Annotated in this window: 23 protein-coding genes; 7 read left to right on the forward strand and 16 right to left on the reverse strand. The window is 75.7% G+C overall.

Going from position 1 to position 22,476, the window contains the following annotated elements; translation table 11 throughout:
* Window positions 1–40: 40 nt before the first annotated feature.
* Complete coding sequence (locus AB0442_RS17580) at window positions 41–805, reverse strand: SDR family NAD(P)-dependent oxidoreductase (RefSeq protein WP_366163768.1); 765 nt, start codon at window positions 803–805, stop codon at window positions 41–43.
* A 367-nt stretch (window positions 806–1,172) separates the two neighbouring features.
* Between AB0442_RS17580 and AB0442_RS17585 the strand changes: the two genes are divergently transcribed.
* Entirely contained in the window at window positions 1,173–2,015 is an 843-nt protein-coding gene (locus tag AB0442_RS17585; RefSeq protein WP_366163840.1) for an undecaprenyl-diphosphate phosphatase, read from the forward strand.
* A 61-nt stretch (window positions 2,016–2,076) separates the two neighbouring features.
* Here the strand turns inward: AB0442_RS17585 and AB0442_RS17590 are convergent, their stop codons facing one another.
* Both AB0442_RS17590 and AB0442_RS17595 read right to left on the reverse strand, forming a co-directional pair.
* Window positions 2,077–2,805: a DUF1775 domain-containing protein gene (locus AB0442_RS17590; RefSeq protein ID WP_366163770.1), complete on the reverse strand. Its 729-nt coding sequence runs from the start codon at window positions 2,803–2,805 to the stop codon at window positions 2,077–2,079.
* A 109-nt stretch (window positions 2,806–2,914) separates the two neighbouring features.
* The gene (locus tag AB0442_RS17595) at window positions 2,915–4,369 is read right to left on the reverse strand and encodes a HEAT repeat domain-containing protein (protein WP_363542898.1); all 1,455 of its coding nucleotides are present in this window, start codon (window positions 4,367–4,369) and stop codon (window positions 2,915–2,917) included.
* A 319-nt stretch (window positions 4,370–4,688) separates the two neighbouring features.
* Between AB0442_RS17595 and AB0442_RS17600 the strand changes: the two genes are divergently transcribed.
* Complete coding sequence (locus tag AB0442_RS17600) at window positions 4,689–5,054, forward strand: PAS domain-containing protein (RefSeq protein WP_366163772.1); 366 nt, start codon at window positions 4,689–4,691, stop codon at window positions 5,052–5,054.
* A gap of 40 nt (window positions 5,055–5,094) precedes the next feature.
* On the opposite strand, the gene AB0442_RS17605 is transcribed toward AB0442_RS17600, so the two are convergent.
* Window positions 5,095–6,567 carry a hypothetical protein gene (locus AB0442_RS17605; RefSeq protein ID WP_359987180.1) on the reverse strand — a complete coding sequence of 491 codons (1,473 nt, stop codon included), beginning with the start codon at window positions 6,565–6,567 and terminating at the stop codon, window positions 5,095–5,097.
* Window positions 6,568–7,024: 457 nt separating this feature from the next.
* Between AB0442_RS17605 and AB0442_RS17610 the strand changes: the two genes are divergently transcribed.
* Complete coding sequence (locus AB0442_RS17610; protein ID WP_366163774.1) at window positions 7,025–8,191, forward strand: aminoglycoside phosphotransferase family protein; 1,167 nt, start codon at window positions 7,025–7,027, stop codon at window positions 8,189–8,191.
* 47 nt (window positions 8,192–8,238) lie between these two features.
* Here the strand turns inward: AB0442_RS17610 and AB0442_RS17615 are convergent, their stop codons facing one another.
* The 3 genes from AB0442_RS17615 to AB0442_RS17625 form a co-directional block, all read right to left on the reverse strand.
* Window positions 8,239–9,420 carry an acyl-CoA dehydrogenase family protein gene (locus AB0442_RS17615; RefSeq protein WP_366163776.1) on the reverse strand — a complete coding sequence of 394 codons (1,182 nt, stop codon included), beginning with the start codon at window positions 9,418–9,420 and terminating at the stop codon, window positions 8,239–8,241.
* A gap of 290 nt (window positions 9,421–9,710) precedes the next feature.
* A complete protein-coding gene (locus AB0442_RS17620; RefSeq protein ID WP_344625037.1) occupies window positions 9,711–10,205 on the reverse strand; it encodes a hypothetical protein in 495 nt (164 codons plus the stop codon).
* A 717-nt stretch (window positions 10,206–10,922) separates the two neighbouring features.
* Window positions 10,923–11,159, reverse strand: a complete 237-nt coding sequence (locus AB0442_RS17625; RefSeq protein WP_363542903.1) for a DUF397 domain-containing protein — start codon at window positions 11,157–11,159, stop codon at window positions 10,923–10,925.
* Between the two features lie 208 nt (window positions 11,160–11,367).
* Here AB0442_RS17625 and AB0442_RS17630 point away from each other — a divergent pair, with 208 nt between their 5' ends.
* Complete coding sequence (locus AB0442_RS17630) at window positions 11,368–11,916, forward strand: PTS fructose transporter subunit IIA (RefSeq protein ID WP_366163777.1); 549 nt, start codon at window positions 11,368–11,370, stop codon at window positions 11,914–11,916.
* Between the two features lie 92 nt (window positions 11,917–12,008).
* The gene (locus tag AB0442_RS17635) at window positions 12,009–12,938 is read left to right on the forward strand and encodes an NAD-dependent epimerase/dehydratase family protein (RefSeq protein WP_366163779.1); all 930 of its coding nucleotides are present in this window, start codon (window positions 12,009–12,011) and stop codon (window positions 12,936–12,938) included.
* On the opposite strand, the gene AB0442_RS17640 is transcribed toward AB0442_RS17635, so the two are convergent.
* The 6 genes from AB0442_RS17640 to AB0442_RS17665 all read right to left on the reverse strand — a co-directional run bounded on the left by AB0442_RS17640 (window position 12,925) and on the right by AB0442_RS17665 (window position 17,366).
* Window positions 12,925–13,416, reverse strand: a complete 492-nt coding sequence (locus AB0442_RS17640) for an NUDIX domain-containing protein (protein ID WP_344625041.1) — start codon at window positions 13,414–13,416, stop codon at window positions 12,925–12,927. The genes AB0442_RS17635 and AB0442_RS17640 overlap by 14 nt on opposite strands.
* A gap of 9 nt (window positions 13,417–13,425) precedes the next feature.
* The gene (locus tag AB0442_RS17645; RefSeq protein WP_366163781.1) at window positions 13,426–14,088 is read right to left on the reverse strand and encodes a NeuD/PglB/VioB family sugar acetyltransferase; all 663 of its coding nucleotides are present in this window, start codon (window positions 14,086–14,088) and stop codon (window positions 13,426–13,428) included.
* Window positions 14,089–14,095: 7 nt separating this feature from the next.
* Window positions 14,096–14,788 carry a sugar transferase gene (locus tag AB0442_RS17650; RefSeq protein ID WP_366163783.1) on the reverse strand — a complete coding sequence of 231 codons (693 nt, stop codon included), beginning with the start codon at window positions 14,786–14,788 and terminating at the stop codon, window positions 14,096–14,098.
* Between the two features lie 37 nt (window positions 14,789–14,825).
* Window positions 14,826–16,016, reverse strand: coding sequence for a glycosyltransferase (locus tag AB0442_RS17655; RefSeq protein WP_366163785.1), 1,191 nt, complete (start codon window positions 16,014–16,016; stop codon window positions 14,826–14,828).
* Window positions 16,009–16,842, reverse strand: coding sequence for a polysaccharide deacetylase family protein (locus AB0442_RS17660; RefSeq protein ID WP_363542909.1), 834 nt, complete (start codon window positions 16,840–16,842; stop codon window positions 16,009–16,011). The genes AB0442_RS17655 and AB0442_RS17660 overlap by 8 nt, the downstream gene beginning before the upstream one ends.
* A gap of 266 nt (window positions 16,843–17,108) precedes the next feature.
* A complete protein-coding gene (locus tag AB0442_RS17665; protein ID WP_363542910.1) occupies window positions 17,109–17,366 on the reverse strand; it encodes a hypothetical protein in 258 nt (85 codons plus the stop codon).
* A 297-nt stretch (window positions 17,367–17,663) separates the two neighbouring features.
* Here AB0442_RS17665 and AB0442_RS17670 point away from each other — a divergent pair, with 297 nt between their 5' ends.
* Entirely contained in the window at window positions 17,664–18,677 is a 1,014-nt protein-coding gene (locus AB0442_RS17670) for a polysaccharide deacetylase family protein (RefSeq protein ID WP_363542911.1), read from the forward strand.
* A gap of 106 nt (window positions 18,678–18,783) precedes the next feature.
* Here the strand turns inward: AB0442_RS17670 and AB0442_RS17675 are convergent, their stop codons facing one another.
* Both AB0442_RS17675 and AB0442_RS17680 read right to left on the reverse strand, forming a co-directional pair.
* The gene (locus AB0442_RS17675; protein ID WP_366163788.1) at window positions 18,784–19,512 is read right to left on the reverse strand and encodes a tyrosine-protein phosphatase; all 729 of its coding nucleotides are present in this window, start codon (window positions 19,510–19,512) and stop codon (window positions 18,784–18,786) included.
* Between the two features lie 56 nt (window positions 19,513–19,568).
* Window positions 19,569–20,348, reverse strand: a complete 780-nt coding sequence (locus AB0442_RS17680; protein WP_366163789.1) for an aspartate/glutamate racemase family protein — start codon at window positions 20,346–20,348, stop codon at window positions 19,569–19,571.
* Between the two features lie 72 nt (window positions 20,349–20,420).
* On the opposite strand from AB0442_RS17680, the gene AB0442_RS17685 reads away from it, so the two are divergent.
* Window positions 20,421–21,566 (forward strand): glycosyltransferase, encoded by a 1,146-nt coding sequence (locus AB0442_RS17685; RefSeq protein ID WP_366163791.1) that lies wholly within the window; start codon window positions 20,421–20,423, stop codon window positions 21,564–21,566.
* A 214-nt stretch (window positions 21,567–21,780) separates the two neighbouring features.
* On the opposite strand, the gene AB0442_RS17690 is transcribed toward AB0442_RS17685, so the two are convergent.
* On the reverse strand, window positions 21,781–22,356 hold the full coding sequence (locus AB0442_RS17690) for a flavodoxin family protein (protein WP_366163792.1): 576 nt from the start codon (window positions 22,354–22,356) through the stop codon (window positions 21,781–21,783).
* Window positions 22,357–22,476: the final 120 nt, after the last annotated feature.

Here is a 22,476-nt window from a genome sequence, read left to right on the forward strand (position 1 = left end):
CTCGCGGCGGGTCCCGGTGACCCGGCCGGGGCCGGGCGGGTCAGCGGGCGAGGTAGCCGCCGTCCACGGGCAGCACCGCGCCGGTGACGAAGGAGGCCTCGTCGGAGGCGAGGAAGAGGATCGCCCGGGCGACCTCCTCGGGTTCGCCGAGGCGGCCCATCGGGTGCTGCTGGACGATCGCCTCCAGGTACTCCGGCCCGCCGGGCTCGTCCGGGAGCTGCCGGACCCGGTCGGTGCGGATGGTGCCCGGCGCCACGGCGTTGACCCGGATGCCCTGCGGGGCGCACTCCACCGCGAGGTGCTTGGTCAGCCCGGTGGCGACGAACTTCGCCGGGCCGTACACGGCTTGGCCCGCCTGGCCGGCGAGGCCGGAGATCGAGGAGAGGCAGACGATCGAGCCGCCGCCGGCGGCGGACATCCGCTCGATCGCGTACTTGCAGGTGAGGAACATGCCGCGGCCGTCCACGGCCATGACGGCGTCCCAGTCCTCGGGGGTGGCCTCGGCGACGGTGTGCAGCGGGATCACCCCGGCGTTGGCGACGAGCACGTCGATCCGGCCGTAGGAGCCCACCGCGGTCTCGATCATCGTCCGGGCGTCCGCGGGCACCGAGACGTCGCCGGCGACCGGCACCGCTTCGGCGCCGTCGGCGGAGAGTTCGGTGCACAGCGCCTCGACCGCGGGACCGTCGATGTCGGTCAGCACGAGCCGTGCGCCCTCGTCGGCGAAGAGTTCCGCGGTGGCGCGTCCGATCCCGCGGGCCGCACCCGTGACCACCGCCGCCCTGCCCGCCAGCCGTCCGCTCATGCCGTCCGCTCCCGTCCGTGTGGTGGCCCGGGGCCAGCATGCCGCAGCCGTGCGACCGCGGCGTGCCTGACATGCCGTCATCCCGTCGGCCCGCCAGGCACGGCAGGCCCGGCAGGCCCCCGGGCACGGCCGGGGCCGGGGCGGCACCGGATCTTGACCCTGCGGAAAGCTGCCGGTCATCTTGAATGCCTATCCTCCAGCTGCGCCGGAGGGGGCCGGGCGCCGCAGCAGGCGGCGCCGCGGAACGGCAGGACCCCGGCAGCCTCCCCGACCGCGTCGTGCCGTCGGCGGACCGCGCACCACCACGAACGAACAGGACAGCCCCCATGCACACCCACCGACGGACGCCCCTGGCGGGTGCCCGGTGATCGACTGGTTCCACGCCGCCGTGCTCGGCCTCGTCCAGGGGCTCACCGAGTTCCTGCCCGTCTCCTCCAGCGCGCACCTGCGCGTCTTCTCGGCGCTGGCGGGCTGGGACGACCCGGGGGCGGCGTTCACGGCGGTCACCCAGCTGGGCACCGAGTCGGCCGTGCTGATCTACTTCCGCAAGGACATCGCCGCGATCGTCGGCGCCTGGGCGGCCTCGCTGTTCAGCCCCGCGCGGCGCGGCGACCCGAACGCCCGGCTGGGCTGGTTCGTCATCGTCGGCACCCTGCCGATCGGCCTCTTCGGCGCGGCGTTCCAGGACACCATCGAGACCTCGCTGCGCGACCTGCGGGTCATCGGCACCACGCTGATCGTCTTCGGCCTGGTCCTCGCGGTCGCGGACCGCTCGCGGGCGGTCCGCAACGCCCGCCCGATCAGCGATCTGACGCTCCCCCACGCGGCGGCGTACGGCCTCGCGCAGTCGCTGGCCCTGATCCCGGGGGTGTCCCGCTCGGGCGGCACGATCAGTGCGGGTCTGCTGATGGGGTACAGCCGGGAGGCCGCGGCCCGGTACTCGTTCCTGCTGGCGATCCCGGCGGTGCTGGCCTCGGGCACGCTGGAGCTGTTCAAGATCGGTGAGGGCCCGGCGCCGGCCTGGGGACCGACCCTGCTGGCCACCGCGATCGCCTTCGCGGTGGGCTACGCCGCCATCGCGTGGTTCCTGAAGTACATCTCGCACAACAGCTTCATGCCGTTCGTGGTGTACCGGGTGGCGCTCGGCGTGGTGATCGTCGGTCTGGTCACCGCCGGCGTGCTGGCGCCGGACGCCGGCGTCGGCGGGTAGTCCCGCCCGGCAGGCGCAGGGGCCCGGTCCGACGGGCGGACCGGGCCCCGTGTCGTTCGCGTCAGTCGCGCGGGGCGGCCCGGCGGCGCCAGACCACCACGCCGACGATGGCCGCGGCCAGGACGGCGACGACCACCACGGTGGCCGTGCCGCTGCCGGAGCCGCCGTCGGAGGCGGCGGGGGCGGTGGCCCCGGGGCTCGCCGAGGACGGTGCGGCGCTCGGCGTGTCCGAGGGCGCGGCGGAGGCCGTGGTCGGTGCCGCCGAGGCGGTCGCGGACGGCGAGGCGGGCAGCGGCTTGGCCCCGGGCGAGGCGGCGGCGAGCTTCAGCACGGGCGCCGGCTCGGCCGGCTCGGCGCCGCCCTGCGGCAGCTCGATCCAGCGGTCGACGTGGCCGTCGGAGTAGGTGACCAGGCTCTTGAAGGCGACCGACTTCTCGTTCGGCAGCTGGCGCACCTTGATCTTGTAGGCGGCGCTCTTGCCGGGGGCGAGCGCCGCGCCGGCCACCTGGTAGCCGTCCTCGGACGGGGTGAAGGTCCAGCCCTTGGGCGCCTCGACCAGCGTCACGTCGGACGGGGCGATCCCGGCCGGCAGCACCACCTTGACCTGCTTGATGCCCGCGCTGGACGACTCGCCCTCGGCGTCGAAGGCGACCACCGCGTCGGTCGCCAGCGCCTGTGCCGTCTCGGACTCGACCTCGACGTGCGCGAGCGCCGGGGCGGCCAGGGCCAGCACACCTGCCGCGGCGGCCAGCGGCACGGCGGCGCGGGCAAGGAGGCGGGATCGGTTCATGGCGGCGCTGCTCCCCGGGGTGGACGGCCGGCCTGCGGCCGGTTCGGCGTCCTCCCCATGATGCCGCACCGGGGCGGGCCGCCCGGCCCCGATCGCCGATTCCGATGATCTAGTGGCGCTCGCGGGAAGTGAGCCGTACCCTCACCGCGGCGTGCACCTCGGCCTCTTCCGCCGGGTCGGCGGCGAGCCGGCGCAGGCGCTCCAGCACCCGCACATCACCCGTTGTGGTGACGTGTCGGGCGGCGAGTTCACGGGTCGACTCCTCGCAGTCCCAGAGGCACTCGACCGCGGGGCCCTCGGCGAAGTGCGGATCGGTCGCGGCGAGCGCGCGGGCGGCCCGGCCGCGGAGTTCGGAGGAGACGGCCTCGCCGTAGACGTGGCGCAGGGCGGGGACGGCAGCGGCGGCGGCCAGCCGCCCCGCACCGTCGACCAGGGTCGCCAGGCCCGCGCCGTCGGTGCCCCGCACCGAGATCCAGCGGCGCAGCGCCTCGACCACCAGCGGGCCGTCGGCGGCTTCGCCGGCGTCGGCGAGGAGCTGCACGGCGGCCTCGCCGAGCGCGCTGTCGGCGCCGCCGGTCGCCGGGTCGGCCCACCGCCGGGCGTGCGCCAGGGCCTCCGGCCCGCGCATCCGGCCGAGCACCTCCAGGGCGGCCGTGACGATCCGCTCGTCGACGTCGGCGGCGGCGGCCTCGATCAGGCCGGCCGCGGCCGGATCGTTCCGGTCGACGAGGTGGCGCAGGGCGGCGCTGCGTGCGCCGGGCGCGCCGTTCCGGGCGGCGTCCAGCACGGCGGGGCGGTCCTCGGGGCGGACGACGGCGGCGAGGCAGCGGGCGGCCGCGGCGGCGCGGCGGGCGGCGGCAGCCGCGTCCGGAACAGCGGTTCCGGTCGGATCGGCCGGATCCTGCTGGTCGGCCCAGGCGAGCACGTCGGCGGTGCTCCAGCCCGGGGTGACGCCGCCGCGGTTCATCTGGCGCTGCCACAGGTCGAAGGGTGACTGCTCGCTCGCCGTGGCGATCCGCGGGTGGTGGGCGGCCCACAGCCGCCAGGGCCGCGGCTCGTACGCGCCGCGGACGGCGGCGCGCAGCTCCGCGTCGCCCTCCGGGCCGGCCGGGAAGCGGCCGAGGACGGCGGGGGCCAGCGAGAGCAGGGACCGGTCGTCGTCGCGCAGCGCGAGTTCGTCCAGCGCCCACGCCCAGTTCCAGCCGGTGGCGGTGTAGCCGCGCAGCAGGTCGAGCGCGTCGCGGCGGCCGTAGGCGGCGAGGTGGCCGAGCACGGACAGGGCCAGGCCGGTGCGGGCCTCGTCCTGGTCGAGGGTGTCCTCGGGGGCGCGCAGGTGGGCCTCGATGCCGGTGAGCGGCGCCTCCAACTCCATGTAGAGGCGCGCGTAGTAGAGAGAGCGGTTCTCGACCTGCCAGTCGGCGCGGGGGTCGTGGGTGACGCAGGACTCGAGGGCGGCGATCGCCTCGGCGCGGTCGGCGGCCAGGGCATGCAGTTGCCCGTCGCCGCGGCCCCTCTGCAGGAGGCCGACGAGACTGGCACTGGGCGCTATCACTGGCTCGAACATGAGGTCAGCATCCGTTGCGGCGGTCGTCGAGGCAACGGCTTTTCCGTCGCCGGGGGTGGATCGGTCCTGGACAGGCGCCCGGGCGCCGGAATCACCGAAGGCTACCGCTTGGGGCCGTTATCTGCACACAGGGCAACGGATCGGCGGCGGAAAACCGTCCCCGCGCTCCCGCCGCGCGCAGGTCCGGGCATATGCCACCGGAAAGTTCGCGGACGATGTCCGCAAATCCCCCACATCGGACGGAACGCTGTGGCAGGCTCGGGGAACGGCCCTGCGCGGGCCGCACCCTCACCCTCCTCCGAACACGCAGCGAGCCCCGATGAGCCTGACCGCCGGCCACGCACCCGCCGTGAGCCGTCCGGGAGACGTCGCCGCCGCCGAGTGGGACCTGCTCACCGACGACGTGCACTGGTCGGACGGCGCCTTCCGCCTGCTCGGCCGCGACCGCGGGCTGGGCCCGCTCACCCTGGACGCTCTCCCCGTCCTGCTGCACGCCGAGGACCGGCCGCAGCTCTGCCGCCTGGTGACCCGCATCCTGGTGCACGGGCAGACCGGCGCCGCGACCGTCCGAATACGCCGGCCCGACGGCCGCACCACCACGGTGCGCTGCACCGGCGCACCCCTGCTCGGCCGCGACGGCCGGGCCACCGCCCTGCGCATGCTGATCCGCCCCGTCCACGGCTGACGCGGACGGTCCCCGGAACGCCCGGACCTGCCGGCGGCGCTCAGACCTGCCGGCGGCGCTGCGGCATCACCGCGTCGATCTCCTCGCGCAGCTCCGCGACCTCGGGGAGCCCCTGGTAGCGGCCGGCCAGCCGGTACATCTCGCGCAGCCGGTCCCAGGTCCGCAGCGAGGACGTCTGGTTGATCGCGTTCATCGCCAGCTTGGCCTGCAGGCAGGCCTCGTCCGGCTCCCCGGAGATCCAGTAGACCGAGGCGAGGGTGATCTGGTCGAGCAGCGCCGAACGCTCGCGGCCGGCCGGCCGCAGGTCGATGGCGCGGCGGGCGTGCTGCTCGGCGAGCCGCACCGCGCCGGGGTCGTGCTCGGCCAGGGTGCGGTAGACCAGCGCCTGCATGCCGTGCAGCTCGGCCTCGTTGAAGAGCTGCATCCAGCTCGGCGGCGCCTCGTCGGCGTCCTGCACGAAGAGGTCCTCGGCCTCGCCCAGCACCCGCCGGGTCGCCTCGGAACGGCCGAGCGAGGCCTGCGCCCAGGCCTCGACGGTGTGCAGCATGGCGCGCGTCCGCGGCTGGGCGCGGTCGCCGGCGCTGGCCTGGGCGAGCTGCATGAGCTCCAGGGCGTCGTCGGCGCGGCCGAGGTGGAGCATCTGGCGGGCGGCGCGGGAGATCGCCTCACCGGCCCGGGGCCGGTCGTCGGCCTCCTTGGCGGCCTGCGCGGCGATCACGAAGTACTTCTGCGCGGTGGGCTCCAGACCGACGTCGTGGGACATCCAGCCGGCCAGCACCGCGAGGTTGGCCGCGACCGTCCACAACCGGCGTTCCACGGACGGGCTGTGCCGGTGTGTCAGGATCCCGCCGACCTCGTTGAGCTGGCCGACCACGGCCTTGCGCTGGAGGCCGCCGCCGCGGGAGGCGTCCCAGGCCCGGAAGACCTCCACGGACCGTTCCAGGGCGGTGACTTCGTCGTTGCCGACCGGGCCGGCGTCGTACACGTCCACGACGGGTTGCGGGCCGCCCTGGGTCAACACGTGGCGCGGGCCGGGTCGTTCGGCCGCGTGGGCGACGCCGTCGCCGGTGAGCCAGTCGTGGAGGTTGTCGGCGATGACGGTGCCGGCGGCGAGCGCCGCGCCCGCACCGACCAGACCGCGTCGGTTCAGCATGAGGTCCATTCCCGTGAACTCGGTGAGGACCGCCGCTGTCCGATCCGGCTGCCAGGGCACGACCGCCGCCGTCTCCGTTGGGGTGCCCGCCCTGGTGGGCCGGTGTCGCTCCAGACCGAGGTCCTCTGTGGTGACGACACGGCCGAGCCGCTCCGTGAACACGGCGGCGAGCACCCGCGGCACCGGATCGCGGGGGATCTCCCCCTGCTCGATCCAGCGCCGCACCCGCGAGGTGTCGGTGGACAGCTGCTGCTGACCCATCGCCGCACCGCGCCGGTTGACCAGCCTGGCGAGCTCGCCCTTGGACCATCCGGTCAGGGCGAACAGGTCGGCGAGTCTGGCGTTCGGCCCCTTGCTCACGTGAAGCCCCCAGGTTCCTCGGCTGATTTCGACAGTAGTGGCTCTGTCACATGCCACGCGACCATTCGCCAGGGTTCGCCAGGGCACGCCACATGGTGTGCCAGTGCCGACGCGGTGTCAGGTAGGAAGGCGCCACCCCGACTTCGGAGCCGGGAGGCGGCCGGAACGTCCACGGTTCCGGCCCGACGGGTCGTCAGCGACCCGTCCGAACGGCTCCGGGCGGACGCCTCCGGGACTCCCCGGAGGGGGTGGCGCGGCCGGGTGGCGCGGGGGCGTCGGGCACGGCGCGGCAGGCGGACACCGCATTCCCCAGGGTGCGGAGGAGGCCCGCCGGCACCGCGCCCGACGCCCGCACTCCACCCGGGCCGCCGGTCGCACCAGGGGCAGCTCGCAGGCCCCCGGCCCGACCCGGCGAAGACGGCACCGCAGTCGGCCAGGAAGGGACCCTCACCAGCCCATGTACTCCACAGCCAGCACCGGCACCCGCCCGGCACCCGCCCCCGAACCGGGCACCGCGCGCCACCTCCCGGGGCAGGCCCGCCCCGCGCTGCGGCCCCCGACCGCGGCCGGCGGCCGGCCCGCGCCGCGGGGCACCGAGCTGCGCGACCCCCGCACCGCCCTGGCCAGGACCGCGCTCGCCGGCCGGCCAGAGGTCCCCGTCCGGTCGGTCCCCGGCCGGCTGCTCACCACCCGCACGGGTGAGGGCTTCGTCGACCGGGTCGACCCCGCGGCGCTGCAGACGCCCGCGGTGAAGGCCGCGCTGGCCGCCGTCTCGCGGATATGTCCCGCCTTCCTCCCCCGACAGGTGCTGCGGGAGGGCAGCCGGCACATCCTGATCGCCGGCACCATCGGGCGGGCGCCGGTGGTCGCCAAGTGCCTGGCGCCGCAGGCCGCCCGGGACGAGCAGCTGGTCGAGCGCTTCCACCACGAGGTGGCGGTCTACCGGGCGTTCGTGCGGCACCGCCCGCCGGTCCGGCTGCCCCGGCTGGTGGCGGCCGACCACGACCGCTGCGTGCTGGTGCTGGAGCGGGTGCCGGGCCGGCCGGCGGCCCGTGAGCGGCACCCGGTGAACCCGCCCACCCCGGGCGAGGTCCGCGCGGTGCTCGGTGCGGTGCGCACGCTGAACCTGTGGCGTCCGCCGACCGACGTGTTCGGCAAGCCGCTGGACTACTCCCTGGAGATCTCGCGCTACCACTCGGTGGGCCAGCTCACCGACCGGGACGCCGGCGACCTGCGCCAGCTGCTGCACGGCCTGGCCAACACCGGCCGGCAGCTGTGCCACGGCGACGCGCTGCTCGGCAACATCCTGCTGGCGCCCTCCGGCCCGGTGCTGCTCGACTGGGAGGAGGCCGGCTGGTACCTGCCGGGCTACGACCTGGCGGTGCTGTGGAGCGTGCTCTCCGGTGACACCGCGGCCCGTCGGCAGATCAGCCAGCTCGCGCAGTCCGGCGGCACGCTGGCCCGGGACGCCTTCCTGGTGAACCTCGTCCTGGTGCTGATGCGGGAGATCCGGCTGCACGACGTCCCCGGCGCGGGCGAGGAGCAGCGCATCATGATCCGTCGGCTGTACGACGACGCCGCGCTGGCGCGCCGCGCGGTGCGGGCGGCGGTCGGCACCCGCTGAGGTCGTCGCGGTCCGCGTCGGGCCGGGTGGGCCGGATTCGTTCCGGGCTACCCGGCGCGGCGCGGACCGCCGCGTTCCAGGGCGGCCCCGGCGAGCGCGTCCAGCACGGTGTCGTCCGGCGGGAAGTGCGCCCGGCTGCTGAGGACGTCGCGCAGGTAGCGCTCCAGCGGGTGGCGGCGGCTGAGCCCGGGGCTGCCGCTGAGGGCGACGGCCTGCTGGACGGCGGTGGTGGCGGCGCGGCCGGCGAGCAGCTGGGCGGCGGCGCTGCGGGCGGCGGCCCCGGGCTCGCCGCGGTCCACGGCGGCGGCGACCGCGCCGAGCACCTCCTCGGCGCCGATCAGGGCGGCCTCGATCTCGCCGAGTGCGGAGCGGTAGCGCGGCAGGGTGGCGAGCGGTTCGGTGAGGTTGGCCGGGGTGCGCTGCCGCAGGAAGCGGACCAGCCAGTCCTGGGCGGCGCGGGCGGTGCCGAGGTGGACGGCGGACAGCGCGAGGTCGTGCCAGGCCCGGGTGGTGCCGGCGGCGGCCTGCTGCTCCGGGGTGTCGCGGCCGGGGGCGGTGAGCCGGACGGCGAGTTCGGGGGCGACCCGCACCCGGTCGAGGACGATGTCGTGGCCGGCGCTGGCGCGCAGGCCGAGCTGGTCCCAGACCGGGTCGATCTCCAGGCCGGGGCTGTCGCCGCGGACGAGGAACAGGCCCGTCCGGGGCACGGCTTCGTCGGTGCGGGCGGGCACGGCCATCCAGGCGAGCGCCTCGGCGCCGCTGCAGTCGTGCTTCCGGCCCGTCAACTCCCAGGCCTCGCCGTCCCAGTGGGCCACCGTGGCGGGTGCGCCGGGCTCGCCGCGGAGGGTGCCGAGCAGGGCCGGCCCGCGGCGGGACTCGGTGAGCACCTTGCGGTAGGCGGCGGCCGGCCACAGCCCGGCGCGGGCCTGTTCGGCGTGGAGCAGCAGGGTGTGGGCGGCGAGGACGGCGACGGAGGCGTCGCCGCGGCCGAGTCCGGCGAGCGCGCGGACGGTGTCGGCGAGTCCGGCGCCGGCGCCGCCGTGCCGGTGGGCCACGGTGAGGGTGAGCAGTCCGGCCTCGTGGACGGCTTCGACGCCCTGGTAGGGGAAGGTGCCGTCGCGGTCGTGCTCCTCCGCGCGGGCGGCGAGCAGGTCGGCGACGCGGGGCAGGCGGGCGAGGGCGTCGGTGACGGCGGTGCGCTCGTGGGGCGGGGCGGTGGCGGGGGTCATGTCGGGGGGGCCTCCGGGCTGCGGCGGGACGCGGGCTGCGGGGCGGCACCGTCCGGGCCGTCCGCGGGCGCTGGGTCGGCGGTCCGGTGGGTGCGGGCGGCCTGGCGGCGGCCCGGTGCCGCGGGGACGGGGGGCCTGGGGCCCCCGGTCATCTGCCCGGACAGCTCCCGCCCGCGTCGCGCCGGAGGTCGAGGTGCCTGCGGCGGGTGAGCAGCGGAGGGCGGCACGACATGTCGGCGACTGTACGAAGCGTTGATCGCCACCGTCAAGCGCGTCCGTACCGGTCGGTATCAGCCCTGCTGGAACATCTCCGCCGGCAGCGGCTTGAGCAGCTGGTAGAGGTCGTCGGCGATCGGGCGGTCCCAGGAGGCGATGGTGACCAGCACGCCGTCGCTGCGGCCGAACTGGGAGCAGAACACCCGCTCCTCGGAGACCTTGACCTTCTTCACGATCAGCAGGTCGTCGCCGAGCATCACCGGGAAGTCCTCGGCGGAGACGAAGTCCACCGGCTCGTCGTTCTCGAGGGCGGCGAGCAGCTGGCGGACCTCGAAGGGCACGCCGTCCTCGGGCTCGCGGGCGGGCGAGCCGTCCGGCAGGTTGCCGATGAACATGGCCGGTCCCCGGCCGCCGAAGAGGTCGTAGCGCAGGAAGATCCCCTGGCACGAGCCGTCCTGGGCGTTCATCGTCATGGCCCCGAAGTGGCCGGGCCAGTCGCCCGGGTCCATCGCGAGCACGTCGAAGTCCGGACCTGCGGGCGAGCCGGAGCGACGGCGGAGGAATGACATGACACCATCGTACGGGTCGGGGGCCGCGCGGCCCGCGCACGGGTGCCCCGGCGCACGCGGGCGCACGGCGGTGACCGGCCGGGCATCGACGCTCAGAGACCAATGTTGACTCTGAGCAACCGTCCGGGCTACGTTCGGTTCAGCACGACAGCCGCTGTGGGTTCGTCCCACCGGGGGGCGGCTTGTTCAGGCGTGCCGTGTCGCGCTTCCCTCGCTCAGCACGTCGTCGTGCGAACAGACCTGATCCACCGTCGCCGTCCCGCTGCCCGCCAGGGGCGGGCCGGACGGCGGAGAACGACGAACGACAACTCCACAAGCCAGGTTCGCGGGGCCCCGGCCCGTCGCACTCGCGGACCTGTCCGGGACACCGCCGCGTGGGGGCGTGCGGATGACCCGGACACTTCGGCACCGCCGTCGAGTAGCTCTCGGCACGGTGCCTTCCTCCCGGCGACGACCGGCCCTTCGCGGGCCCGGGTGGCCGAACGCACTCCGGTGCGTGCGGGGACACCTCGGGAGGAGCTCGTCGCCGGCGCCGGTGACGGGCAGCACAGCGGGCGCCGTGCTCGACCGCGTGGGGGCGGTCGGCACGGCGTCTGCCTGCTCCATACTGTGGGCTGCCGCTTGTCCAGCAGTCAACGAGTTTCGGACCATCAGAATTCATTTGTGACCTCCGTGCCGTCACCGGGGGTTCAGCCGGAGGTCCGCCGGGCGCCGCCGTCAGGTGAGGTCGAACTCGCCGTCCCGGGCGCCGAGCACGAAGGCCCGCCACTCGGCCGGGGTGAAGACCAGGGCGGGCCCGTCCGGGTTGCGTCCGTCCCGCATCGCGATGAAGCCGTCGACGAAGGCGATCTGGACGTCTCCGGCGCCCTGGCTGCTGGAGAGCCACTCCGCCCCGCCGAGGTCGAGTCTCGGCTTCGGCATGCGCCCCGCGCCGGTCACCGTGTCGGTCGTCATCCCCTGCTCCTCCCGCTGTCGTCCGGGCTCCAATGTAGCCAGCGGCCGGTCGGCGGCGGGGCGACTTCGGTCCGCGGGCGGGCGATGCGGCGGATCGCCCGCCGGGCGGCGGCCGGCTGTGGTAGACACGGCCGCCATTGGCCCGTCCGGCGGCGCGGGGCTGCGAGAGTGGTGCCCGCACGATCGTTCAGCCTCCAGGGAGCAGCCGATGGACCGCCGGGCCGGCACGCGCGCCGATGTGATCCCGATCTCCGACGCCCCGTCAGCCCCGGGCGCCGGGTCGGCGACCGCGACCCGCCCGGCGCCGGTGCCCCGGCCGACCAGGCCGTCGGGGCACGGCCGGGTGGGGGTGGTGCTGGTCTCGCACAGCCAGGAGCTGGCGCTGGCGGTGCGCCGGCTCGCGCTGACGCTGTCCGGCAGCGACGACCCGGCGCCGGTGTCGGCGACCGGCGGCACCCCGGACGACGGGCTCGGCACCAGCGCCGTCCTGGTGGCGGCCGCCGCCCGGCGGGTGGACCAGGGGCACGGGGTGGCCGTCCTCTCCGACCTGGGCAGCGCGGTCACCACGGTGCTGGCGCTGCTGGCCGACGCGGACGAGCACGGGTTGCCCTTCCCGGTGCGGTTCGCCGACGCACCGTTCGTGGAGGGCGCGGTGGCGGCCGTGGTCACCGCGACGGCGGGGGGCGACCTGGCGGCCGTGCTGGACGCGGCCGAGGAGACGTACCGGCAGCACAAGACCGGTCGGCCCCATTTGTGACGGAACGCCCTCACGGCGGCTCGGCGCGCCGCTAGCATCGGCCGGGAGCGCGGGGCGGGGAGAGGCTCCGGCCGAACGGGGGGAGTCCCAGCATGCGCGTGGTCGTCACCGGCGGAGCCGGCTTCATCGGCGCCAACCTCGTCCGGGAGCTGCTGGCCCGCCCGGAGGTCGCGGAGGTCCGGGTGGTGGACGACCTGTCCACCGGCGACAAGGCGAACCTGGACGGCCTCGGCGTGACGCTGCACCAGGGCACGATCCTGGACGCGGCGCTGCTGGACGAGGCCTTCGCGGGCGCCGACGCCGTGGTGCACCTGGCCGCGCTGCCCTCGGTGCCCCGCTCGGTGAAGGACCCGCTGGCCAGCCACCACGCCAACGCCACCGGCACCCTGGAGGTGCTGGAGGCCGCCCGCCGCGCCGGCGGGCCGTACGTGGCGGCGGCGTCCTCCTCCTCGGTGTACGGGGCCAACCGGGAGCTGCCCAAGCGCGAGACCATGCGCACCGCGCCGATGAGCCCGTACGCGGTGAGCAAGCTGGCCACCGAGGCGTACCTGGCGGCCTACCACCACTGCTACGGGCTGGGTGTGCTGCCGCTGCGCTTCTTCAACGTCTTCGGCCCGCTGCAGCCCGCCGGGCACGCGTACGCCGCGGTGGTGCCGGCCTTCCTGGACGCGGCACTGGCCGGCCGTCCGCTGACGGTGCACGGGGACGGCGGGCAGAGCCGGGACTTCACCTACGTCGGGACGGTCGCCCAGGTGCTCACCGAGGCGGTGCTGCGCCGGGTCGTCCACCCGGACCCGGTGAACCTGGCGTTCGGCACCCGGACGACGCTGATGGAGCTGGTCGGCGAGCTGGGCTCGGTGCTCGGCCGGCCGCTGGAGACCGAGCACACCGAGCCGCGGGCCGGGGACGTCCGGGACTCGCAGGCCGACAACGGGCGGCTGCGCGAGCTGTTCCCGGACGTCCGGGCGGTGCCGCTGCGGGAGGGCCTGGAGCGCACCGCGGAGTGGTTCAGCTCCCGCTGACCTGCGGCTCGAAGGAGAAGACGGTGTGCTCGGCGCCGGCCAGGGCGAGCGCCAGCCGGTGCCGGGCGTAGTCGTCGAGCGGCGGCAGCGCGTCCGGGGCGAACCAGCCGACCTCCAGCGACTCGTCGTCGTTCACCCGCGCCTCGCCGGCCAGCAGCCGGCAGCGGAAGGTGAGGTCGAGGTACTGGGCCCGGTCGCCGTTGGGGTACTCCAGCAGCGGGGAGACGGTCACCGAGGTGAGCCGCTCGGGCTCGACGCTCACCCCGGTCTCCTCCAGCACCTCCCGGGCGAGGCCCTCGGCGGGCTGCTCGCCCGGGTCGAGGATGCCGCCGATCAGCGCCCACCGGCCGTTGTCGCTGCGGCGGTTGAGCAGGACGCGGCCCTGCCCGTCGACGATCACGGCGGCGACGCCGGAGAGCCAGAGCGGGCGGGTGCCGACGAGGGCACGGAGATCGGCGAGGAAGCTCGGAATGGCCATGGCCCGACCCTAACCCGCCGGGTCCGGCCGGGCCTTCGCCTGCCGGGGTCGGCCCCCGGCGGGGCGCGGCAGCGGCCGGGCCGGGGAGCCGACCACGACGGTGCCGGGCGGGACGTCCCGGGTGACCACGGCGGCCGCGCCGACGAAGGCGTCCTCGCCGACCGTCCGGCCCTGCAGCACCACGGCGTTGGAGCCGACGGTGGCGCCGTCGGCGAGCCGGACGGACCCGGAGACGTTGCCGCCGGGGTAGACGGTGACCCGCTCCCCCAGCACCGCGTCGTGGCCGACCGTGGCGTTGTAGTGCACCTGGCTGTGCGCGCCGAGCCGGACGCCGCTGGAGACGTACGCGCCGCCCATCACCAGGCAGCCGGGGGCCAGTTCGGTCTCGGGGGCGATCAGCGCCCGCGGGTGGACGAGCACGGCGGGCTCGCCGCCGGCCGCGTCCAGCAGGGCGGCGAGGCGCAGCCGGACGTGCGGGTCGGCGATGCCGACCAGGTAGCGGCCGCCGGGCGGCAGGTCCTCGGGGGCGAGCACCTTGAGTCCGCGGACCTCGGTGCCGCGGGCCCGGTCGTCGAGGAAGCCGGCCACCGGGACGCCGGCCGCGAGTGCGGTGTCGAGCGCCTCCCGGCCGACGCCCCCGGCGCCGGCGATCCACAGCTGGGCTTCGGTCATGGCTCCATCATCGGCCTGCGGCGGCGGGTGAGACGGCGGACGGGGCGGCCTCCTCGGCCTCCCGCGGGGCGATCAGCGGGACGACCACCCGCGCCGGCGGCTCGGCCGGGACGGGGAAACCGGGGTTGACGCCGCCCGCCGCGGTGATGCCGGCGGGCCGGAGCAGCACCTTGACGGTCAGCAGCAGGATGCGCAGGTCGAGCAGGAGCGAGCGGTGCTCGACGTACCAGAGGTCGAGTTCGATCCGCTCGGGCCAGGTGATCGAGTTGCGGCCCCGGACCTGGGCCCAGCCGGTGAGGCCGGGGCGGACGGCGAGTCGGCCGCGCTGGCGGTCGGTGTAGTGGACGACCTGTTCCGGCAGGGTCGGCCGGGGGCCGATGACGCCCATCTCCCCACGGGCGACGTTCCACAGCTGGGGCAGTTCGTCGAGGCTGGTGGTGCGCAGGAAGGTGCCGAGCCGGGTGATCCGTGGAGCGTCCGGCTCGTCGGCGTAACGTTTCTCCCGCATGGTGCGGAACTTCAGGATGTCGAACTCCTTGCCGTGCCGTCCGGTGCGGGTCTGCCGGAACAGCACCGGGCCCCCCATGGTGCAGCGGATCAGCACGACGATCAGCAGGCCGAGCGGGACCGCGACGATCCCCGCAGCCGCGGCGATCAGCAGATCGCCGCCGCGCCTGATGCCTCCCCCAACGGGCTGCATGCTCTCCCCCAACGGGTGTGGTGGTGTGGACGGGCCCTCAGCCGACCGTCCAGGGCAGACCCCTGACCCTGGCCACGGCCGCGTAGGTCTCCAGCGAGACGCGGGCCACCGCACGCTGGTCGAACTCGGCGAGGGCCCGCGCGCGGGCCGCAGCTCCGAGCCGCGCGCGCAGGTCCGGCCCGGTGAGGAGCCGGTCCAGCGCGGTGGTGAGCGCCCGGGCGTCCCCGGGCGGTGCGAGCAGCAGGTGCTCGCCGTCGGTGCCGATCTCCCGGCAGCCGCGGATGTCGCTCAGCACCATCGGAAGAGCGCCGGCCGCGGCCTCCATGGCGGAGCGCGAGAAGCCCTCGCGGTGGGACGGCAGGACGAAGACGTCCAGTGCCGCGTACAGCTCCGGCATGTCGGAGCGGGCGCCGAGGAAGTCGATGCCGCTCTCGGCGCCGTCCAGCGCGTCCGGCTTGTCCGGGTCGGGCGGCCCGATCCAGACGAAGCGGGCCTTGCCGGCCAGTGCCCGGGCCGCCTCCGCGAACTCCCGGATGCCCTTCTCGGCGACCTGCCGGCCGACCCCGCCGACCAGCAGCTCGTCGTCGGCGACGCCGAGCGCGGCGCGCAGCCGGGCGCGGTCGGCCGAGCGGTCCGCGGTGAAGCGGATGAGGTCGACGCCGTTGCCCACCACCCGTGAGCGGTACCGGGGCACCGCGCGGGCGAGGGTCCGCCGGTCCTCGGCGTTCTGGTACAGCTCGGCGTGCGAGAAGCGGCCCGCGACGGCCTCCGCGCCGAGCACGAAGGCGCGCTTCGCCAGCGGGTCGTGCGCCTGCGCCCACAGCCCGTGGCAGGTGTTCACCACCACCGGCACCCGGGCGAGGCGGCCGAGCACCCGGCCGAGCACGCCGGTCTTCGGGTTGTGGGTGTGCAGCACGTCCGGCTCGATCCGGCGCAGCACCGCCAGCAGCTCCCGCCCGGCGGCGGCGTCCGCCCGCGGGTGCCAGGCGCGGGTCAGTGCGTGCAGCGGCTCGTGCCGTACGCCGATCGCCTCCAGCCGGGGCACGTACGGGCCGGGTGCGCTGATGCCGTAGGTCTCGAAGCCGGCCTCCAGGTCGACCTTGAGCTCGGTGGCGAGCAGCAGCTGCAGGCTCATGTCGACGGTGGTCAGGTGGGCGACCCTCAGCGGGCGGCCGCCGGGGCCGCGCAGCCGGGGTGCGGGACGCGGGGCGCCGGCGGACTCAGGCACGGGCGCCCACCGCCTTGGCGGCGGCCACGATCCGGGCGTAGGCGCGCTCGGGGACCAGCCGGCCGTACAGCTTGGCGCGGAAGAAGTCGATCGGGTCGGTGCGGCGGACGGGCACCCGGCAGAACCGGGCCGGGTCGGAGCCGGGCAGGTTGCGGCCGACCTCGCCGGTGGCGGCCGTCCGGAACCGGGCGCGCAGCGCGACCGCCATGTGCGGCACGGGCACGCCCCAGGTGTAGGCGAAGTGCCGCGGCCGGGTGCCGAGCTGCTCCTCGACGTCGTCGTTGCAGCCGTCCAGTTCGGCCGTGGTGAGCAGCACCGGCCGGGCGTGGCTGCGGGTGTGGTTGGCGACCGTGCACAGGCCGGAGTCGGTCATCTCGCGCAGCTGCGCCCAGCTGAGGCCGGGTGCGGCCGGGCCCTTCGCGGTGGAGCCCTCCCAGCGCATCTCCCCGCCGACGTGGCCGCTGGCCAGGTAGACGGTGAAGGGCAGGCCGCGTTCCTCGAGCAGCGGCCAGGCCCGCTCGTGCACGTCGGCGAAGCCGTCGTCGAAGGTGAGCACGGTGCTGGGGGTGCGGCGGCCGGCGGCCAGCCGGTCGGTGGCCTCGTCGATGGAGACCACCCGGCCGGGCGGCAGGTCGGCGAGCAGGTCCAGCTGGGCGGTGAAGTCGGCGGTGGCGACGTCCAGCTCGTCGGCGGTGCCGCCGCCGATCCGGTGGTAGATGAGGTAGGTGGCGCCCTCGCCCGGCACGGAGCCGGCGGCACGGGCCAGGCCGCGCTTCAGCGTGGTGCGGAATCCTCCGGCGGCCGCGGGCGCGGCGGTCGTCCCCATCGTTCTCCCCTCCGCGGCGCCCTCCCCGGCGCCGTCCGACCGGCCCCTGCCCGGCGGTGGTCGAGGCCCGGGCGGGAACCACAGTAGGTGGAAGTGTGGGGCTGCTGCCCGAGAATTGTGAAAGAAGCGCGCAGGCGGGCCGAAAACCGGCCTGTCCGGTCATTCCGGTGGCGTTCTCGGCCGGAAATCGGCGGGATACCGCGGAAAGCGCGGCGGGCGCCGGACATCGGCGTCCGGAATTCGGTCGGACTGCTCCGGCCGGGGCGTCAGCCGACCCTGGCCGGCCTGCGCAGCACGGCCACCGCGACCCGCGCCAGGAGCACCACGCCCGCGGCGAGGCAGCCGGCGACGGACATCGCCCAGGCCGGGCCGCCGGTGTCCGGCACCAGCACGGCCACCAGGATGCCCACCGCGATGCAGGCCGCACCGACCGCCGTGAGCAGCAGCTTGTGGCGCTCGATCGCGCATCCGCTCCACATCCGCGCCCAGCGGGTCACCGCATCGTGACGATCCGTGTGCACCATGTCCTCCACGCTACTCGGGCGCCCCGCGACGGGCCTACCGCCAGTGTCCACGAGCGGCCCGGAAAGGCGCCCGCGCACGCCGGACGAAATTTCGCCGAGCGCCGTACAACCATCCGTCGGGCCCGATGGTCTCCATTACATTGAGCGATCCAGGAGCCGTCCGCGGCCGGGCAGGGAGTCCCCGGCAACGGACCGGATCACACCGGGGGCGGAGCCGCCGCACCCGGGGTCGGAGGCCGGGCTCCGCCTGCCGACGGTACCGCCACGCCGCGCTGCGGCGACCGAGGGGGGAACCGCGTGCCGTACTCCGAGTCCACGACCGTCAGCGATTCCACGACCGTCACCACCCCGCCGACCACCACCGCCCTGCGCGAGGCGGTGCACGCCCGCGGCAAGGCACCGCTGCGCGACCGCGGCAGCTGGCTGCGGCTCACCCCCGCCCAGGCGCTCTTCCGGGCCCGGGCCGCCCAGCGGCTCGCCGTCCTCGCCTACCACGGGGTCACCGACCCCCGGTCCTTCGGCGCCCAGCTCGACCGGATGCGGCGCCTCGCCAACCCCGTCTCGCTCTCCGACGTCGAGCGGGCCGTCGCCGAGGGCCGGCCGCTGCCGCCCCGGTCCGTCCTGATCACCTTCGACGACGCCGACCGCTCCGTCTTCACCCACGCCCTGCCGATGCTCGCCGCCCGCGGCATCCCGGCCGCCGCCTTCGTGATCGCCGAGTTGATCGGCACCGACCGGCCCTTCTGGTGGCACGAGGCCGCCTACCTCGCCCGGCACGGCGGCCGGGCCCGCCTGCTGCCCGGCGGCCCGCCCGGGCGGCTCCTCGCCCGCCTGCGCGAGCTGCCCGACCCGGACCGCCGCCGCTGCCTGCAGGAGCTGCGGGTCAGCGCCGACCGGCGGCCGCCCCGGCAGGAGCAGCTCCGGCCCGAGGACCTGCGGGCCCTGCGGGACGCCGACGTCGCGATCGGCAACCACACCCTCGGACACCCCTCGCTCGGCCGCTGCGACGACTCCACCGTGCACACCGAGATCACCGGCGCCCACCTGGCGCTCAGCCAGTGGCTCGGCGAGGCGCCCACGGCGTTCGCCTACCCGGACGGCGGGTACGACCCGCGGGCCGACGCGGTCCTGCGGCGGCTGGGCTACCGGCTCGGCTTCCTCTCCGACCACCGGCTCGGGCCCCGGCTGCCGGCCCATCCGCTGCGGATCAGCCGGCTGCAGGTGGACTCCACGACCGGGACGCGCCGCTTCGACACCATCCTGTCGGGGCTGGAGCCGGCGGTGCAGCGGCTGCGCGGTGCGGCCGTGTGAGGAGCGGCCGGGGGCGCGGGGAGTGCGCACTGCGGGGGTGGGCCGCATGTGCCGGATGCGCCGACCTTGCATTGCGCAGTGCCCCGCGCCCCTGCACTCACATCCGTCAACCCGCGAGCAGGCGGGCGCGGAGGGCGGTGACGAGGGCGGGGTCGGCGTCCAGGCGGGTGGCGGCGTAGTCGGGGACGGAGCCGTAGCGGTCGGCGAGGCCGGCCAGGAAGCGGCGCATGATCCCGGCGGGGGCGCGGCCGTAGCCGGGCCAGACGAGGGTGAGCTCCGGGTGGCGGGCGTGCCATTCGGCGACCAGCCGGGCAGTGGCGTCCTCGGTCCGGGCGAAGTCGGCGAGGACGTCCTCCTCCGGCACCCCCAGCAGGGTCAGCACCAGGGCCGCGACGATGCCCGTCCGGTCCTTGCCCGAGTAGCAGTGGAAGACCAGCGGCGCGTCGGCCTCCGCGATCACCCGGAGCACCTGCGCCAGCTCGTCCGCACCGTCCTCGGCGACCTCGGCGTAGCGCTCGGCCAGGTAGACGGCCGGGTCGACCTCGGGGCCGAGTGCGGCCTGGTCGTACGGGCGGTGCTCGATCGACAGGTTGTGGAAGGCCAGCCCGGGGAGTTCCGGGACGCGGGCGGTCTGGGCGATCTCCCACGGGTAGCGCAGGTCGATCACCGTACGGACGCCCAGGGCCTCCAGGCGGGCCAGGTCCGGGCCGTCCAGCTTGCCGAGCGAGTCGGAGCGGAAGAGCAGGCCCGGACGGAGGGTGCGGCCGTCGGCCGTCCGGTGGCCGCCGAGGTCGCGGAAGTTGCACAGCCGGTCGAACACGATCGTGTCGGTCATGCCGTCACCCTACGAACCGGCCCGTCACGGCGGGCCGGAACGGCCGGATCCGGTGGTCAGCGGGCGGGCACGCCGCCGGAGATCAGCCGGCCCTCGGGGTAGCGGGCCGCGGCCTCGGCGAGCGCGGACGGGCGGCCGCTGTGCAGCACCGTCAGGGTGCCCGAGCCCGGGGCGAGCCCCCGGCCGTCGAGGCGGCGCAACGCCTGGGCGGCCACCGCGTCCGCGGAACCGTGGAACCGCAGACCGGGGGCGGCGACGCCGGCGAGGGCCTCGGTGATCTCGTCCCTGACCAGTTCGTAGTGGGTGCAGCCGAGGACGACCTCGGTGGTGCCGGCGGGGGTGCGGCCCGCGGCGTCCGCCACCGCGGCCGCCACCGCGGCCCGGTCGCCGCGCTCCACGGCGTCCGCCAGGCCCGGGCAGGCCACCTCGGTGACCTCGGCGCCGCCGCCGAACTCGGCGATCAGCCCGCGCTGGTAGGCACTGCCGGTGGTGGCCGGGGTGGCCCAGATCGCGACCCTGCCGCCCGCCGCCGCGGCCGGCTTGATCGCCGGGACGGTGCCGATCACCGGCAGCCCCGGCTCCAGCTCGGCCCGCAGCCGGGCGAGCCCGTGCACCGAGGCGGTGTTGCAGGCGACGATCAGCGCGTGCGGTTCGAAGGCCGCGGCGGCCCGGGCACAGGCCAGGGCGTGCTCGGCGATGTCCTCCGGGGTGCGCGGGCCCCACGGCATGCCGTCGGGATCGGAGGACAGCACCAGGTCCGCGTCGGGGCGCAGCGCGCGCAGGGCGGCGGCGGCCGCGAGCAGTCCGATTCCGGAGTCCACCAGTGCGATCTTCACGGGGCACGACTCTACCGAACGGCTCCGCACCGGTACCGCTGCGGACGGGCAGCCGTGCGGCAGACTGCCGGAGTGACCGTGCTGCTGTGGGTGTCCGCGCTGTCCCTGGCGATCTGGCTGTGGCTCGCCTGCTGCCACGGCATGTTCTGGCGCACCGACCAGCGGCTGCCGCCCCGGCCCATACCCCGCCGCTGGCCGTCGGTGGCCGTGGTCGTCCCCGCCCGGGACGAGGCCGCGGTGCTGCCGCAGTCGCTGCCCGGCCTGCTCGCCCAGAAGTACCCCGGCGCCGCCCGGGTGATCCTCGTCGACGACCACAGCTCGGACGGCACCGGGGCGCTCGCCGCCCGCCTCGGCGAGGGCGGCGGACTGCCGCTGGAGGTGACCGTCCCTCCCCCGCTGCCGGCCGGCTGGACGGGCAAGCTGTGGGCCCTGCGGCACGGCGTCGAACTCGCCGGCGACACCGACTACCTGCTGCTCACCGACGCCGACATCGCCCACGGCCCGACCCTGCTCGCCGACCTCGTCTCCGCCGCCGGGGCGAACGGCCTCGACCTGGTCTCGCAGATGGCCCGGCTGCGGGTCGAGACCCGCTGGGAGCGGCTGATCGTGCCCGCGTTCGTGTACTTCTTCGCCCAGCTGTACCCGTTCCGGTGGAGCAACCGGCCCGGCTCCCGGACCGCGGCCGCGGCCGGCGGCTGCACGCTCGTCCGCCGGGAGGCGCTGGAACGGGCGGGCGGAGTGGCGGCGATCCGCGGGGCCGTCATCGACGACGTCAACCTCGCCCGCGCCGTCAAGCGGACCGGCGGCCGGACCTGGCTCGGGCTGGCCGAGCAGGTCGACAGCGTACGGCCCTACCCGCGGCTGGCGGAACTGTGGCGGATGGTGTCCCGCAGTGCCTACGCCCAGCTGCGGCACTCGCCGCTGCTGCTCGCCGGGACGGTCCTCGGTCTGGCCCTGGTCTACCTGGTGCCGGTCGTCGCGGTGGTCGCGGGGGCGGCGGCGGGATCCGCGGCGGTCGCGGCGCTCGGCGGGGCCGCCTGGGCGGTGATGGCGGGGACCTTCGTCCCGATGGAGCGGTACTACGGGCGGCCGTGGGGGGAGGGGCTGCTACTGCCGTTCACCGCGGGCCTCTACCTGCTGATGACGGTGGACTCGGCGGTCCAGCACCGGCGCGGCCGAGGCGCGGCCTGGAAGGGGCGCACCTACGAACACCACTAGGAGCTGCCTTCAAAGGGTGCTCGGGTGGTCGATTCAGGGGCGCCGGGGGCCTCCCGGCCGGAGGCCGGGGGAGAACTGCGCACTCGAGGGGCGGCGCACCTGTCAGGTACGGCGAACCCGAAAGAGGGGGCGCGGGGGACTGCGCGAGTCGGAAGACACTGACCAGGTGCCTTTCCACTGCGCAGTTCTCCGCGCCCCCGGGGTCGCCCGGGCGTCAGGCGCTGATGCGCCGGGCCTGCTCGGCGACGCGGCGGCCGAGGTGCTCGGCGGTGGCCAGGTCGGACTTGTGCATGGCGTCGGCGCCCTGGTCGCCGTTGGACTGGGCGGCGGCGCCCAGCCAGACGCCGAGGCGGTTCAGGTCGAACTCGGAGGCGGTCGACTTGTTCCAGCCGGGCAGCAGGCCGAGGCTGACCCACATCATGCTGTGCTGGGCGGCGAAGACGGAGAGCGACTGCAGGGCGTGCAGCTTGTCGCCGCTCTTGGCACCGGAGTTGACGAAGCCGGCGGCCAGCTTGTCCTTCCACTGCTGCTGCATCCAGCGGCCGCTGGTCTTCTCGACGAAGGTGCGGAAGGCGGCGGAGACGTCGCCGAGGTAGGTCGGCGAGCCGAAGATGATGGCGTCGGCGGCGTCGAGCTGCGCCCACTGCTCGTCGGTGATCTGGTCGACGGCGATCAGGTGGACGGTGGTGCCGGCGACCTCCTCCGCGCCCTGGCGGACGAACTCGGCCTGCCGGGCGGTGTGGCCGTAGCCGCTGTGGTAGGCGATGGCGACGCTGATCTCGCGTGACATGCTGTCAGATCCCTTGGATAGAAGGAGGGCAGAGCGGTCGCCGCGCGCTGCGCCCGCGAACGACCCGACGCCGTAAGGCTGCCAGCTGCGGCAACACCGTCACAACGCCGGATCGACGGG

This window comes from Kitasatospora sp. NPDC085895 (assembly GCF_040702125.1).
GTDB lineage: Bacteria > Actinomycetota > Actinomycetes > Streptomycetales > Streptomycetaceae > Kitasatospora > Kitasatospora arboriphila.

Coding starts and splice junctions, on each gene's coding strand:
- AB0442_RS17580 (WP_366163768.1), bottom strand. CDS start 805: ATGAGCGGACGGCTGGCGGGCAGGGCGGCGGTGGTCACGGGTGCGGCC.
- AB0442_RS17590 (WP_366163770.1), bottom strand. CDS start 2,805: ATGAACCGATCCCGCCTCCTTGCCCGCGCCGCCGTGCCGCTGGCCGCC.
- AB0442_RS17595 (WP_363542898.1), bottom strand. CDS start 4,369: ATGTTCGAGCCAGTGATAGCGCCCAGTGCCAGTCTCGTCGGCCTCCTG.
- AB0442_RS17600 (WP_366163772.1), top strand. CDS start 4,689: ATGAGCCTGACCGCCGGCCACGCACCCGCCGTGAGCCGTCCGGGAGAC.
- AB0442_RS17610 (WP_366163774.1), top strand. CDS start 7,025: ATGTACTCCACAGCCAGCACCGGCACCCGCCCGGCACCCGCCCCCGAA.
- AB0442_RS17615 (WP_366163776.1), bottom strand. CDS start 9,420: ATGACCCCCGCCACCGCCCCGCCCCACGAGCGCACCGCCGTCACCGAC.
- AB0442_RS17620 (WP_344625037.1), bottom strand. CDS start 10,205: ATGTCATTCCTCCGCCGTCGCTCCGGCTCGCCCGCAGGTCCGGACTTC.
- AB0442_RS17625 (WP_363542903.1), bottom strand. CDS start 11,159: ATGACGACCGACACGGTGACCGGCGCGGGGCGCATGCCGAAGCCGAGA.
- AB0442_RS17630 (WP_366163777.1), top strand. CDS start 11,368: ATGGACCGCCGGGCCGGCACGCGCGCCGATGTGATCCCGATCTCCGAC.
- AB0442_RS17635 (WP_366163779.1), top strand. CDS start 12,009: ATGCGCGTGGTCGTCACCGGCGGAGCCGGCTTCATCGGCGCCAACCTC.
- AB0442_RS17640 (WP_344625041.1), bottom strand. CDS start 13,416: ATGGCCATTCCGAGCTTCCTCGCCGATCTCCGTGCCCTCGTCGGCACC.
- AB0442_RS17645 (WP_366163781.1), bottom strand. CDS start 14,088: ATGACCGAAGCCCAGCTGTGGATCGCCGGCGCCGGGGGCGTCGGCCGG.
- AB0442_RS17650 (WP_366163783.1), bottom strand. CDS start 14,788: ATGCAGCCCGTTGGGGGAGGCATCAGGCGCGGCGGCGATCTGCTGATC.
- AB0442_RS17660 (WP_363542909.1), bottom strand. CDS start 16,842: ATGGGGACGACCGCCGCGCCCGCGGCCGCCGGAGGATTCCGCACCACG.
- AB0442_RS17665 (WP_363542910.1), bottom strand. CDS start 17,366: ATGGTGCACACGGATCGTCACGATGCGGTGACCCGCTGGGCGCGGATG.
- AB0442_RS17675 (WP_366163788.1), bottom strand. CDS start 19,512: ATGACCGACACGATCGTGTTCGACCGGCTGTGCAACTTCCGCGACCTC.
- AB0442_RS17690 (WP_366163792.1), bottom strand. CDS start 22,356: ATGTCACGCGAGATCAGCGTCGCCATCGCCTACCACAGCGGCTACGGC.